This is a genomic window from Thermobifida fusca NBRC 14071 = JCM 3263, assembly GCF_001592045.1.
In the GTDB taxonomy this organism is placed as follows: domain Bacteria; phylum Actinomycetota; class Actinomycetes; order Streptosporangiales; family Streptosporangiaceae; genus Thermobifida; species Thermobifida fusca.
Genome location: NZ_BCWB01000033.1, coordinates 144,531 through 157,392, shown reverse-complemented (window position 1 = coordinate 157,392; position 12,862 = coordinate 144,531). Strand labels below are relative to the sequence as shown.

At 67.5% G+C, this 12,862-nt stretch carries 16 protein-coding genes; 4 read left to right on the top strand and 12 right to left on the bottom strand.

The window, feature by feature from the left end; all coding sequences use genetic code 11:
* Window positions 1-516: 516 nt before the first annotated feature.
* The 9 genes from TF1_RS07195 to recG all read right to left on the bottom strand — a co-directional run bounded on the left by TF1_RS07195 (window position 517) and on the right by recG (window position 7,801).
* A complete protein-coding gene (locus tag TF1_RS07195; RefSeq protein WP_038043324.1) occupies window positions 517-708 on the bottom strand; it encodes a hypothetical protein in 192 nt (63 codons plus the stop codon).
* Between the two features lie 340 nt (window positions 709-1,048).
* A complete protein-coding gene (locus TF1_RS15830) occupies window positions 1,049-1,324 on the bottom strand; it encodes an acylphosphatase (RefSeq protein WP_011291100.1) in 276 nt (91 codons plus the stop codon).
* 46 nt (window positions 1,325-1,370) lie between these two features.
* Window positions 1,371-2,261, bottom strand: a complete 891-nt coding sequence (gene mutM / locus TF1_RS07190) for a bifunctional DNA-formamidopyrimidine glycosylase/DNA-(apurinic or apyrimidinic site) lyase (protein ID WP_061783765.1) — start codon at window positions 2,259-2,261, stop codon at window positions 1,371-1,373.
* Window positions 2,262-2,265: 4 nt separating this feature from the next.
* Window positions 2,266-2,988 carry a ribonuclease III gene (gene rnc, locus TF1_RS07185; RefSeq protein ID WP_011291098.1) on the bottom strand — a complete coding sequence of 241 codons (723 nt, stop codon included), beginning with the start codon at window positions 2,986-2,988 and terminating at the stop codon, window positions 2,266-2,268.
* Between the two features lie 274 nt (window positions 2,989-3,262).
* Window positions 3,263-3,439, bottom strand: a complete 177-nt coding sequence (gene rpmF, locus TF1_RS15825; protein ID WP_011291097.1) for a 50S ribosomal protein L32 — start codon at window positions 3,437-3,439, stop codon at window positions 3,263-3,265.
* Window positions 3,440-3,591: 152 nt separating this feature from the next.
* Window positions 3,592-4,137, bottom strand: coding sequence for a YceD family protein (locus TF1_RS07180; protein WP_016188281.1), 546 nt, complete (start codon window positions 4,135-4,137; stop codon window positions 3,592-3,594).
* A 213-nt stretch (window positions 4,138-4,350) separates the two neighbouring features.
* A complete protein-coding gene (coaD, locus tag TF1_RS07175) occupies window positions 4,351-4,845 on the bottom strand; it encodes a pantetheine-phosphate adenylyltransferase (RefSeq protein ID WP_011291095.1) in 495 nt (164 codons plus the stop codon).
* 66 nt (window positions 4,846-4,911) lie between these two features.
* Entirely contained in the window at window positions 4,912-5,493 is a 582-nt protein-coding gene (gene rsmD / locus TF1_RS07170; protein ID WP_011291094.1) for a 16S rRNA (guanine(966)-N(2))-methyltransferase RsmD, read from the bottom strand.
* Between the two features lie 106 nt (window positions 5,494-5,599).
* A complete protein-coding gene (gene recG, locus TF1_RS07165; protein ID WP_011291093.1) occupies window positions 5,600-7,801 on the bottom strand; it encodes an ATP-dependent DNA helicase RecG in 2,202 nt (733 codons plus the stop codon).
* Between the two features lie 323 nt (window positions 7,802-8,124).
* Here recG and rpmB point away from each other — a divergent pair, with 323 nt between their 5' ends.
* A complete protein-coding gene (rpmB, locus tag TF1_RS07160; protein WP_011291092.1) occupies window positions 8,125-8,313 on the top strand; it encodes a 50S ribosomal protein L28 in 189 nt (62 codons plus the stop codon).
* A 134-nt stretch (window positions 8,314-8,447) separates the two neighbouring features.
* On the opposite strand, the gene TF1_RS07155 is transcribed toward rpmB, so the two are convergent.
* Window positions 8,448-9,221 carry a cellulose binding domain-containing protein gene (locus tag TF1_RS07155; protein WP_104612521.1) on the bottom strand — a complete coding sequence of 258 codons (774 nt, stop codon included), beginning with the start codon at window positions 9,219-9,221 and terminating at the stop codon, window positions 8,448-8,450.
* A 135-nt stretch (window positions 9,222-9,356) separates the two neighbouring features.
* Window positions 9,357-10,346: a thiamine-phosphate kinase gene (locus tag TF1_RS07150; protein ID WP_011291090.1), complete on the bottom strand. Its 990-nt coding sequence runs from the start codon at window positions 10,344-10,346 to the stop codon at window positions 9,357-9,359.
* A 139-nt stretch (window positions 10,347-10,485) separates the two neighbouring features.
* Here TF1_RS07150 and TF1_RS07145 point away from each other — a divergent pair, with 139 nt between their 5' ends.
* Entirely contained in the window at window positions 10,486-10,725 is a 240-nt protein-coding gene (locus TF1_RS07145; protein WP_011291089.1) for an Lrp/AsnC family transcriptional regulator, read from the top strand.
* A gap of 24 nt (window positions 10,726-10,749) precedes the next feature.
* Window positions 10,750-11,220, top strand: coding sequence for a DUF3515 domain-containing protein (locus TF1_RS07140; protein WP_011291088.1), 471 nt, complete (start codon window positions 10,750-10,752; stop codon window positions 11,218-11,220).
* A 58-nt stretch (window positions 11,221-11,278) separates the two neighbouring features.
* Here TF1_RS07140 and TF1_RS07135 read toward each other — a convergent pair whose 3' ends face one another.
* Window positions 11,279-11,959, bottom strand: coding sequence for a DUF3105 domain-containing protein (locus TF1_RS07135; protein ID WP_011291087.1), 681 nt, complete (start codon window positions 11,957-11,959; stop codon window positions 11,279-11,281).
* 197 nt (window positions 11,960-12,156) lie between these two features.
* On the opposite strand from TF1_RS07135, the gene TF1_RS07130 reads away from it, so the two are divergent.
* On the top strand, window positions 12,157-12,732 hold the full coding sequence (locus TF1_RS07130) for a DUF305 domain-containing protein (protein ID WP_011291086.1): 576 nt from the start codon (window positions 12,157-12,159) through the stop codon (window positions 12,730-12,732).
* Window positions 12,733-12,862 lie beyond the last annotated feature (130 nt).

Sequence of the window (12,862 nt, the reverse complement as noted above, 5' to 3'; positions counted from 1 at the left end):
TGCGCGTTCACCTCCGCGGTCTCCCGACTTTGTCGCTGTCAAGCGTGCCATGCCTTGGCGAGTGCATGGCACGCTTTCGGGACGCTGTGGCCTTGCCTTTCATGGGGCAGGGCGCGGTATGCGACAGGATGTCGGTCGACCCACGACAGCGGAGAACCCTGCGTGGCGGAAGGTCTGTTCTGGCCCCTATAACGCGGCGCGGTGCGGGGCGTCAGAACCGGGTCGGAAGACGAAGAGGCGACCGGAAACGGCCTCTTCTCCCGCTGCGACACACCGGGATGGCCGCCACTGGGATCATACGGAGCGCTGCCCGGACCTGGTGTGTTGGCAACGTCGGGAGGAATATGATCTTTCAGGATTACGGAAAAGGATTTCCGGGTAAAACCTGGTTAATTCCAAGGGAAAGAAAGATCTTCACAGTGCTCTGCGGTTTCCCGCGTTTTCGAGGGCGCCAGGAGATTTGAGGTGCAGGCGCCCTTCGTCGACTGGGATCCGCGCAGCGCTGGTGGGGTTGGATCAGGCCAGAGCCGGCTCGCGATCGGAGGTGGAGACGGTGAGATCCGTGATCGTCTCGGAAAGCCGGTCGTTTTGGGCCTGGAGCCTCATGACCTCGTTTTCGAGGTCGCGTACGCGCTTCTGCAAACGCCGCAGTTCCTGGACCATACGAGGGTCCGGACCTCCGACGTGACCAAACAGAGCTTTTGCCATGATTACGGGTCCTCCACACTGAGTGACCAACGGGAATCGCACACGGAAATGACGCCACGGCCAGGTAGGAGAAATGCCTGAGTCAGCCTGGCGTGAAGGTGGATAAGCGCATTATGTACCTTCCAGCGTCTCACCGTGCGCGCCGTCGGTCAAGAATTGGACGAAAAAGCCGGCGACAACTGTGTCTGTACACCGTTATTGGGCATGCGAGGTCACGCGATTCGTCGGTGATCCCCCGGGTGGGTGGTGCTCTATCCCCGGGGCGGGGTGAGAGCCCTCTCAGCAGTCCCGTGTCGCGTTCCGGGTTCTCACACGAATCGCGTCCCCATATCCAGGATACTCACCGCTCCTCGAATCCGGTGAAAGAACCCCTATGGTTTGTCCAACGCTCAACGACGGAATCCACACGCCCCGGTGTCTGGCCGCTGCGCAGCAACTCGAGGAGCCGTTCACAGGCCGTGCGATCCCCTTCCGCGACCACTTCCACTCTGCCGTCATCCAGATTGGTCGCGGCTCCGGTAAGTCCGAGCTCCAATGCGCGTGCTCGCGTCCACCACCGGAAACCTACGCCCTGGACGTGCCCGCGCACCCATGCGGTCAGACGAACCTTCTCCATGACTCCCCTGGTGACTCTCGGTGCGCTTACCCGGGAAAACAAGCGCTCACGCTCGCGCGTGCCGCGGTCTCGGCTGGCACCGCGGACAACTGTACGACGAGCGGTTCATGAACGTCTCCCGTTGGATCGGCGTGCCGCAGCGTGCACACGGCTGGTCGTTCCGGCCGTAGGCGTTGAGACTGCGCGCAAAATAGCCGCTCTCCCCGTTGACGTTCACATAAAGGCTGTCGAACGAGGTCCCGCCCTGGGCCAGGGCCGCGCCCATCACCTCGCGGACCGCGGCCAGCAGCGTGGCGACCTGGGAGCGCGACAGGGCCTCGGTAGGGGTCGCCCAGTGCAGTTGGGACATCCACAGCGCTTCATCGGCGTAGATGTTGCCGATCCCGCTGATGAGGGACTGGTCGAGGAGGGCGCGTTTCAGCTCAGTGCGTTTGCGGCACAGCGCCGCGGCGAACGCGTCCTCGTCGAAAGCAGGGTCCAGGGGGTCGCGCGCAATGTGGGAGATCACCGAAGGCAGCCCGGTACCGGTGCCGTCATCCACCAGCCGGTCCACGAGCAGGTGGCCGAACGTGCGCTGGTCGACGAAACGCAGCTCTTGCGGGGCCTCCGGGTCGTGGCCTTGACGCGCCGTCAGGGGCAGGCGGACCCGCAGATGCCGTTCGGCTGCGGCATGGCGCGGCTGGACCAGCAATTGGCCGCTCATCCCCAGGTGGGCGAGGAGCGCCTCCCCGGAGTCCAAGGTCAACCAGAGGTACTTGCCGCGGCGGCGCGCCTCCGTGACCCCGCACCCGCTGACGCGCGCGGCGAAATCCGCCGCACCCGACGCGTGGCGCCGGACCGCACGCGGATGCAGGACCTCGACCTCGCCGAACGACGCGCCGACCACCCACTTTTCCAGGCCGCGCCGCACCACCTCGACTTCAGGCAGCTCCGGCATGCCCTCAGCTCTCCTGCTTGGCTTTCTCGGTGGCGGCGCGGATCGCCTTCCACGCGGATTCCGCGGCCTGCTGCTCTGCTTCCTTCTTGCTGCGGCCCTCTCCCGAGCCGTAGGTCTGCCCGGCGACCCGCACCGTGGCGCGGAACGTCTTCTGGTGGTCCGGGCCGCTCTCTTCCACCACATATTCGGGAACACCGAGCAGTTCAGCCGCGGTGAGCTCCTGCAGGGACGTCTTCCAGTCCAGTCCCGCGCCCAAGCCGGAAGCCCGGGCGATCAGCGGGTCGAACAGCCGGTGGACCAGCTCAGACGCCTCGTCCAGTCCGCGGTCCAGGTAGACGGCCCCGATCAAGGCTTCCAACGTGTCGGCGAGGATCGACGACTTGTCGCGGCCGCCCGTGGCCTCCTCGCCGCGTCCCAGTCGCACATAGCGGCCGATCCCCAGTTCGCGGGCCACATCGGCCAGCGCCCGCATGTTGACCACCGCGGCGCGCAGCTTGGCCAGTTGCCCTTCGGACAGGTCCGGGTGGGTGCGGTAGAGGGTGTCGGTGACCACGAGGCCGAGCACTGAGTCGCCCAGGAACTCCAACCGCTCGTTGGTGGGAAGACCGCCGTTCTCGTAGGCGTAGGAGCGGTGGGTGAGGGCGCGGGTGAGAATGTCGGGAGCGATCTCGACCCCGACAGTCTCCTGGAACTCACGGACTTCGGCAGGGGAAAGCTGCGTTCCCATCGACCTTCACATCCTTACGGATCATGCGGAGCTCCCGCCTGAGGCAGGAACCGCCGCAGGATGAACTGACCGTTGGCACCGGCTGCAGGACCGGGAGACTCCGATCCGGTCGAGAACGCTCGAAGACGAGGTGGACGTCGTGGGGCGCGCACGGCAACCACCACGGCTTCGGGGATTCCCGAACCATGTCGGAAAAAGACAGCACGCACCGGCAGCGCGCTGGCGGAGGTACGGAACGGCGGGCCCGACCATCTGCGGACCCGCCTTCGTGCTGTCACGCCGGGTTGATGACCTGGCGGTTGCTGTAGGTACCGCACGTAGGGCAGGCGACGTGCGGGAGCTTCGGGTCACGGCAGCGCGGGCAACTGGTCAACAGCGGGCGCGCTGCCTTCCACTGAGAACGGCGGACACGCGTGTTGCTCCGCGACATCTTCCGCTTCGGGACGGCCACTTCAATCCTCCTGGGTCATGGCCCGCTTTCGCGGGGGTGCGTGTGCTCCTCGATGACCTGCCCGCCCGCGGCGCAGGAGAGGTCCCGGTACGAAGAGCACGGAGTTACCGGGCTTCGCCGGCCAACCCGCCCGGCGCCCGTCGGTGGCACGCTCAGCTCCCTCCGGACTCCTCGCGCAGTTGACGCAACGCCTCCCACCGGGGGTCGAAACTCTCGCCGTGGCTGTGCTCCGGGCCAACGTCAGCTAGTTTGACGCCGCACTCCACGCACAGGCCAGGGCAGTCGTCCCGACACAGCGGCGACTGCGGCAGTGCAAGCACTACCGCATCGCGGATCACCGGTTCGAGGTCGAGCAGATCGTCCTCAAGATAGTAGTCCTCATCCTCATCGCCGACGTCCACCTCGTCTACGAGAGGGTGGTCGTCGTCGAGCGGATAGCGGAACAGCTCCTGGAAGTCGACCTCCAGCTCCCTGGACAGCGGATCCAGGCAGCGCGCGCACTCGGCGGCGTACCGGGTCCGCGCCTCACCCGTCACGAGCACGCCCTCCATGACAGCTTCGAGCCGCAGATCCAGCTCGATGTCGCTGCCCGCGGGCACCTCGGCCATGCCGACAGCCATCGGCGGAGGCGCGGGGACGACACGGGTTTCCTTCCGCATCGAACCGGGCTGCCTGCCGAGCGGTCGGGTGTCGACCACAAGCGGAGATTCGGAGTCTAGACGAGACAGAGTGATCGCGCTTTCGGTTGAGACGGCCCACACGCGGTGGGAACAGGGACTAACCGGACCGGCAGCCGGAGACCGGCGCCGGATGGCTGTCCCGAGGGCACACTTTGCCCCGGAACCAGCCAGTCACCGATTCTACCTGCGGGGTCCTTCCGTCCCAAACCGCGGAACCTGAGGACTCTAGCCCTAGCCGTTCTTCTTGGCCAGCTCGGCGTACTTGGCGCGCAGGCGCTCCTCCACATAGGGCGGGACCAGCGCGCTCACGTCCCCGTTGTACTGGGCGATCTCCCGCACCAGGCTGGAGCTGAGGAACGAATACTTGGGATTCGCGGTCAAAAACAGCGTGTCGATCCCCGAGAGCTGGTAGTTCATTTGGGCGATCTGCAGCTCGTAGTCGAAGTCGCTGACCGAGCGGAGGCTCCGCACGATCGCGGAGACGTCGTGGGCCCGGCAGAAGTCGACGAGCAGCCCGTCGAACTTGGCGACGGTGACGTTGTCGAACTCCTTGGTCGCTTCCCGGAGCATCTCGAGCTTCTCGTCCGCCGTGAAAAGCCCACGTTTATTGACGTTCACCAGCACCGCGACAATGACTTCTTCGTTCTGTTTCGCCGCTCGGCGGATGATGTCGATATGGCCATTGGTGACGGGATCGAAAGATCCAGGGCAGACGACACGGCGCACGGGACCGCTCCTCTCTGACTGGTTTGCGGATCAGCGAGCCGGTATCACAGGATTCTGCCCACCAGGTCAGTCCCGATCAGGGAGGCTCGCGGCGTGACCGTACCAAAGGGACGTTTCGCCGTATTGACGGACCTTGCCTTTTTGGTAACCGTCAGGCCATCCCATGGGTTCCTTTCGAGATGAGCGTTCCACAACGATGAGAGTGCCCGCGGTCAGCCAGCCGTGGTCGCGGAGTGCCTCCAATACCGCGGTGACCTCGCGGTCTTCAATCGCGTAGGGCGGGTCAGCGAACACGAAGTCGTAGGGGCCGCCGTCCGGGCCGCGGGACAGGACGCGTTCCACCCGGTCGACGACCAGCCGCGCCCCGGGCAGTCCGAGCTGGGCGATATTGCGGTCAATGACCGCGGCCGCGCGCCGGTCGGCCTCCACGAGCAGGGCGTGCGCGGCTCCCCGGGAGAGCGCTTCCAGCCCGATTGCGCCGGAGCCCGCATAGAGGTCGAGCACCCGCAGTCCCGCGAGCGTGCCCAGTTCCGACAGCACCGAGGCGAACAGGGCTTCGCGTACCCGGTCGCTGGTGGGCCGGGTGGTCCGGCCTCGGGGGACAGCCAGGCGACGGCCTCCCGCAGTACCGGCGATGATGCGGGTCATCGGTGGTGTGCTCCCTCGTCTGTGCGCTGTTTTCCGCCCACCCTAGACCGGGTCCCGCAGGCGCCGGGACGGGCCGCAGCGCGGTGCCGCACTGCGGCGGCTCCCCTCAGGCTTTCTCTAGGTACTCTGCGCGGTCGTCGCCGAGCAGTTCGGTGAGGGCCTGGGCCAGCACGGGGTGGTCGGACAGCTCCGGGTCGGCGTCCACCAGGGCGGTGGCCTCCGCACGGGCCTGGCCGATCAGCTCCTCGTCCTGCTCGTGGGTGATGGTGAGCAGCCGCAGGGTGCCGCTGCGGCCGGACTGGGCCACGCCGAGGATGTCGCCTTCGCGGCGCTGCTCCAAGTCCAGCCGGGACAGGGCGAACCCGTCGGTGGTGGACGCCACCGCGTCCAGGCGCCGCCGGGCCGGGCTGCCCTCTTCAGCCTCGGTGACCAGCAGACACAGTCCGGGCAGGCTGCCCCGGCCGACCCGGCCGCGCAACTGGTGCAGTTGGGAGACCCCGAACCGGTCCGCGTCCATGATCATCATCACAGTGGCGTTGGGCACATTCACGCCGACTTCGACCACGGTGGTCGCCACGAGCACGTCGATTTCGCCCGCGGCGAAGGCCCGCATGACCTTGTCCTTCTCGTCAGGGGCCAGCCGGCCGTGCAGCGCGGCCAGCCGCAGGCCTGCAAGCGGCCCCTGCTCGACTTCGGCGAGCAGGTCGACAACGGCGAGCGGGGCGCGCCGCCCCGCGGTCTCCCCGCCGTCCGGTTCGGCGAAGAGCCGTCCGTTCTCCTCGGGGTCTTCGGCTTCCCCGCCGATCCGGGGGCAGACGATATAGGCCTGGCGGCCCTGCGCGACTTCTTCGCGGATGCGCTCCCAGGCCCGGGCCAGGTAGTGCGGTTTGTCGCGGGACGGGACCACGTGGGTAGCGATCGGGGACCGCCCGGCGGGGAGCTGCCGGAGCGCCACCACGTCGAGGTCGCCGTAGACCGTCATCGCCACGGTGCGCGGAATCGGGGTCGCGGTCATGACGAGCACGTGCGGCCGGCCACGGGTGGACTTGTCGCGCAGCGCGTCGCGCTGTTCTACGCCGAAACGGTGCTGCTCGTCGATCACGACCAGGCCGAGGTCGGCAAACGTGACCTGTTCTTGGAGCAGGGCGTGGGTGCCGATGACGATGCCGGCCCGGCCGGAGGCTGCGTCCAGCAGCGCTTCCCGGCGGGCGGCCGCGCCGAGCGAGCCGGTGAGCAGGGCGACGCGGGTCGCCTGTTCCGCGCCGTCGAGCTGGCCAGCCCGGGCCAGGGGGCCGAGCATCTCAGTGATCGAGCGGTGGTGCTGCTGGGCCAGCACCTCGGTGGGGGCGAGGAGAGCCGCCTGCCCGCCCGCATCCACCACTTGGAGCATGGCGCGCAGGGCGACCAGGGTCTTGCCTGCGCCGACATCGCCTTGGAGCAGGCGGTGCATGGGGTGGTCGGAAGCGAGGTCGGCGGAGATCACCTCGCCCACCTCGCGCTGTCCGTCGGTGAGCGTGAACGGCAGGTTCGCGTCGAAGGCGTCGAGGATCCCGCCGGAGATGCGGGGGCGGGGCTGGGCGGGCTGCCGCTGGGCGGTACGCCGCCGCTGGGCGAGCGCCACCTGGATGACGAACGCCTCGTCCCATTTCAGCCGCTTCCGTGCCGCGCGCACATCATCCCAGTCTTTCGGGGTGTGGATGAGCCGGTAGGCCTCGGACAGGCTCACCAGGCCGTGCCGGGCGCGGAGGTCGGCGGGCAGCGGGTCGGGGAGGTCCCCCAGGATGTCGAGGACCGTGGCCACGGCTTTGGCGATCTTCCACGAAGTGATCTTTTCGGTCGCCGGATAGATGGGGATGAGCGTGTCCGCGTAGGTGCGGGCCCGTTCCTGGATCGCGTCGTCGGACTCGAACAGCTCGTATTCGGGGTGGGCGAGTTGGCGGCGCCCCCGGTAGACGGAGACTTTTCCGGCGAACAGCCCGCGCCGGCCCGGCAGGAGCCGGTCGCGGTGCCAGCCGACCCGGTGGAAGAAGAGCAGGGAGAGCCGGCCGCGGCCGTCGGTGACGACGACTTCGAGGATGGAGCCGCGCCGCTGGCGCATCGGGCGGACCGTGCAGGTGAGGACTTCGGCAAGGACAGTGACCTGTTCCCCTTCGACCAGCCCGTCCAGGTCGGTGAGCTCGCCGCGGCGGTCGTAGCGCCGGGGGTAGTGGCGCAGCAGGTCTCCCACGGTGTGCAAGCCCAGTGCGGAAGCCAGGACCTTCGCGGTGCGGTCCCCGACGACGCGCAGCGACTCGGTCAAGTCGGTCATGGTCCCCCGCCTTCCCAGCCTCGTTCCCTGGCCGTGCGGCCCGCCACTGTGGCATCTTACGGATCGTCGCAGGGCTATACTTGGGGAAGCGTTGTGTCTTGGGACGGCTCCTCAGCGGGGGACTTCCTGAGCCGGATTCTCCCTTCCGGTTGGTGATCCGGCGCTCGTCCGGAGACATGGATTCCTGGTGTGGGGTCTTGTCCTGTCTTCGGGTACGCTTCCACGGTTGGCGTTCCGCGTCGACCTGCTTGCCCATCAGACCTTTCTCGGGTCATCGACGTGCGTGCGAGCACAGCCGGCCCGAGCGCGTGAATGGAGTTACCGTGGCTTCCGTCTGTGACATCTGCAGCAAGGGACCGGGGTTCGGGAACCGTATCTCGCACTCGCACCGCCGTACCCGCCGCCGCTGGAACCCGAACATCCAGACTGTCCGTACCCGGGTGGGGGGTACGCCGAAGCGGCTGAACGTGTGCACCTCCTGCATCAAGGCGGGCAAAGTCGATCGTTTCTGAATGCCCTTTCAGCGCGCACTCCGCGTGCGCACCATCGTCGAGCGTCACAGACGAACTGTCGTGGCGCTCGATCGTTTTTCTGGGCAGTGTGCGACAAGGGAGTTCCCCGGGCCGGGAGACAGACGGCTTGCCGCTCACAGGGAGCAGGGCACGCCGTTGAACGAGCAGCTTTCCGGGGTGTGACTGGTGCCCCGCGCCGTGAAGCTGATGGTGATGGACTGCCCCGGGGGAATACCGTTGGACCAGTGCGGCTGGCGGGCGATGAACCCGCCGGGGACCGGTTCCCATTCGGTGCCCCAGGCGGAGACGATGCGGGCGTCGCTGAACTTCACTCGCAGTTCCCAGTTCTCCACCACGGCATCGCTGGCGTTGGTGATCGTCACATGCCCCATGAAATGGGTCTCGTCGTAGGCGATTTTCTGGTAGGAAACCCGCGGGGTTCCGGGCGCGCTCTGCGGGACGGGGAAAGACTGGTGTCCGCCGGGCGGGGCCGTTTCTCCGGGATCTGGAACCGGTGCCGTGCGCTCCGTTCCGTCGGGTGCGTCCTGTGACGGGGAGGGGGCGCTGCTCTCCTCGGCCCCCACGGTGATCTCCACTTGCGTGGAGATCGCTGCCTGCGGGCTGCCGTGTCCGTCCGTCGGCGGGGCTGCCGACGTGGTGACGCTCGGTGCCGGCGGCGTCTGGTCAGGTTCGGTAAAACGCAGGTAGATCTGGGTGGTGCTGTAGCTGAACAGCAACGCGCCGACGATCGCTCCGGAGACCACCGCGACGCGCAGCGGCCGCGGTGGGGATACGCGTTTGGGAACGGTGCTGCCCAGCACATGGCCCACTGTGGCCAGTGGGCCGCTGCCGGTGGGCTCTGCGCGGTGGGCGCCGCGTCGCCCCCGTCCCCGTCCGTGCCTCCGCATAGCTTCCGCGCCTTTCCGCACTCCTGTCGACCGGATCCGTGCCCTTGGCGTTTCCGGTAACGGACAAGCCGTCGGTCGCCAGAGCTTAGCGCGGCCAGTCACCCAAAACCGGAATCTTGCCTCTGGGTGACTTACTCATGACCGATCACTGTTGTCTGGCGTTCTTCGGAAATGGTCCCATCCGGAAAGTTTCGGGATTGCCCCATCGACCGTGACCCCGTCGCCGTCGACCACGGTGCCGATCACGGTCCACTGGCGGGGCAGTGACGTGCGGGGAGGGAAGGTGGCGGCGAGCGCGTGGTCCTCTCCGCCAGCGAGCATGTAGTCGAGCGGCGAGCGTACGGCGTTTCCGCCGCGGATCAGTGTCTCAACCGCCTCGACCAGCCCGGCAGGCGGGTGCAGGTCAGCGCTGCGTACCGCGATTCCCACCCCGGAGGCCGCAGCGATATGGCCGAGGTCTTGGAGCAGTCCATCGCTGATGTCGATCATGGCGGTGGCGCCCAGCCGCGCCGCTTCCGGCCCCGCTGGATAGGGGGGTGCAGGGCGGCGGTGTGCGGTCAGGCAGTCAGGGTGCCCTTCAGCCTGACCGGCGTGGAGAAGGGCGAGGCCTGCTGCGGCGAGTCCGAGATTACCGGTGACGGCGACGAGGTCGCCAGGCCGGGCCCCGTCCCGGCGGACGGGGGCAGCGCCGCGCAGGTCGCCGAGCGCGGTGATGGCGATGGTGAGGGTGTCGGAGCTGACGACGTCCCCTCCCACGACCGCGGCTCCGGCAGCGGCGCACTCGTCGCGCAGCCCGACGCTGAACTCGTCGGCCCAGGCGGTGGGGAGGTCGGCGGGGGCTGCGAAGCCGACGAGGAGCGCGGTGGGGTAGGCCCCCATGGCGGCGATGTCGGCGAGGTTCTGCGCGGCGGCTTTGTGGCCGACGTCGCGCGCACTGGACCAGTCCCGGCGGAAGTGCCTTCCCTCCACGAGCAGGTCGGTGGTGGCAACGACGCGGCCGTCAGCGGCCCGGACGACGGCTGCGTCGTCGCCGGGGCCGAGCAAAACGTTCTCGGTGGCGGGGAAACGGGCGGTGACCCGAGCAATCAACCCGAATTCACCGAGATTTCCGATAGTGCTTGACACGGTCTCCAGGGTACGGTGACCCTTCCGGTCACAGTGGTCTAGACCCGTGCCCCGTTCCGGACGCGGGATTGCCGGCGGTGCGGTCCGTGCGGGTCCCCACACGACAGACGCTCCAACGCAGAGTCGCGGAGGCTCACCCATGGTGCAGGCGTACATTTTGATCCAGACCGAGGTCGGCAGGGCAGCCCAGGTAGCGTCGGCGATCTCCACGGTAGAAGGGGTCACCCAGGTGGACGACGTCACCGGACCCTACGATGTGATCGTGCGCGCACAGGCCGAAGACATCGATGCCCTGGGGCGCCTGGTGATCGCGCGCATCCAGCGGCTCGACGGCATCACCCGCACTTTGACGTGCCCGGTTGTGAATGTGGAGTCCTAGTCCCGTGTGTGGAGTCGATCTCTGATGCACCCTGCGTCTCGTGCGGTCCGCGGCGTTTCGCTGCTGGTCGTGCTGTTGGCTGCGGCCACCGGGTGCGGTGTGGTCCGGATGGAGCCCCCCACTCCGGATGCGCACACCGCGAAACTGTGCCGATCGATGATGGCACGGCTGCCCGACACGCTTTATGAGCAGGAACGCATCCGAGTCGAGCCTGACTCCGAGTTGGTGGCGGCCTGGGGGTCGCCGACCATCGCGGTGCGGTGCGGGGTGGAGCGTCCCGCGGGGCTGCGTCCCGACTCGCAACTGCTGTCGGTCAACGACATCGCGTGGCTTCCCGAGCCCGCGGATGCGCCGACCCTGTTCACTGCGGTGGGCCGCGAAGCGTACGTGGAGCTGACCCTGCCGGCGACATACTCCCCTGCCGCCGAAGCGCTGACGACGCTCAGCGCACTGATCGACCAGGAGATTCCGGCCCTACCCCCGGGAGAACTGTGAGCGGGGCGCCTTGGCGCCCCGCTTGACCGCCGCCGTACCGTGGGACACGGCTGGGGAGCTACTGGTCTTCGCTCTGCTCCATGGTCTGGACTTCTCCGAGCAGGGCTTCCCACTCTTCGTCCGAGTCGGCGGTGGTCAGACCGACCGCGCCGTGGCAGGCAGCCCCGGGTTCCGGGGTCTGGGGGCCGCGCTCGTAGGCACGCAGGAAGCGGGGCAGTCGGGGGTCGTCGGCGCTCTCCACGCCCAGTTGCAGGCCCCAGGCGGAGGCCACGATGGGCGCGGGCATGTCGCCCTCGTACGGGCTGACCAGGACGTAGCTGCCTGGGGTGTAGAACTCCGCGAGTTTCTTGACTTCGTCTTCGGGCAGGTCGGGCCGGTAGGTGATCCAGACCGCGCCGTGTTCCAGAGAGTGGACGGCGTGGAGGTCGCGCAGCGGGGCGTCGTAGACGCCGCAGTTCTGCCAGGCCGCGTGGTGGTCGCCGCCCACGGGCGGGCTCTGCTCGTAGTCGACGTCTTCGGTGACGTGCTTCCGGGTCAGTCCGGTGTACTCCTTGAGCCCTTCGATGTTGCGGTCGCGGTAGTCGAGGTAGAAGAGGTAGCCGATTCCTCCCGCCACCAGGCTGACCGTCGCGATGATCGCGGCGATCTTGGTGATCTTGCGGTTCCGGGCTTCGCGCTCCCGCCGTGCACGCATTTCTAGGGCTACCTGGCGGCGCCGTTCCGCTGAACTCTTGCCCACCCGTTACTCCTCGTGGTTGTCCTCGATGAGGACTGTAAATTTTGTCACTTATGCTCCACTAGGGAACATACGCACCCTTAACGCAATTTCCCCCCAGGATGGTTCCGTTGGGTAACGAAGGCGATGCCAGAGCCGTAACAGGCCCACTACCGTGGGTATCGCGACGTGTTCCGCTGCCGGTCGTCCTCTTTCTGGTCGTGCTGACCGCAGCGGCGACTTTCCTGTTCACCAACCGGTCCGACAGGCCGTTGGACACCTCCGCTGACGTGGGCTTCCTGCGCGACATGAGCGCACACCACGCCCAGGCGGTGGAGATGGCGCTGATCATCTACGACAAGACTGAGGACCCCAAGCTGAAGACGGTCGCCTACGACATGGCCGTCACCCAGCAGGGGCAGATCGGGCGGATGGACGGGTGGCTGGCCGCGTGGGATCTGCCGATGCGCAGCAACCAGCCGCCCATGGCCTGGATGGCCGGGCACGACCACGGCGGCGGGGGCAGCGGCGAAGTCCCGGACCGGATGCCCGGGCTGGCCACGGACGAGCAGATGGCGCAGCTGCGGGAGGCGACCGGCCTGGAGGCGGAGGTCCTGTTCTTGGAGCTGATGATCGAACACCACCGCGGCGGGGTGGACATGGCCGAGGCGGCGGTGAGATTCGCCACTGACGAGAAGGTGATCTCGCTGGCTCAGGGCATGATCGACGCCCAGGAGAGCGAGATCGACCTGATGAACGAGATGCTGGTGGAAAGGGGCGCTGAGCCGCTCGAATAGCGGCCGCGCGCCTCGCGTCATCCGGCCCTGTCTGGCGGACGGCACGGTCTGCCGGGCAGGGCCGGATTGCTGTTTTCCCCGGTCGTTGCAGGGTTTTGCGATCTACTACACATCGTAGAACTACAACTTG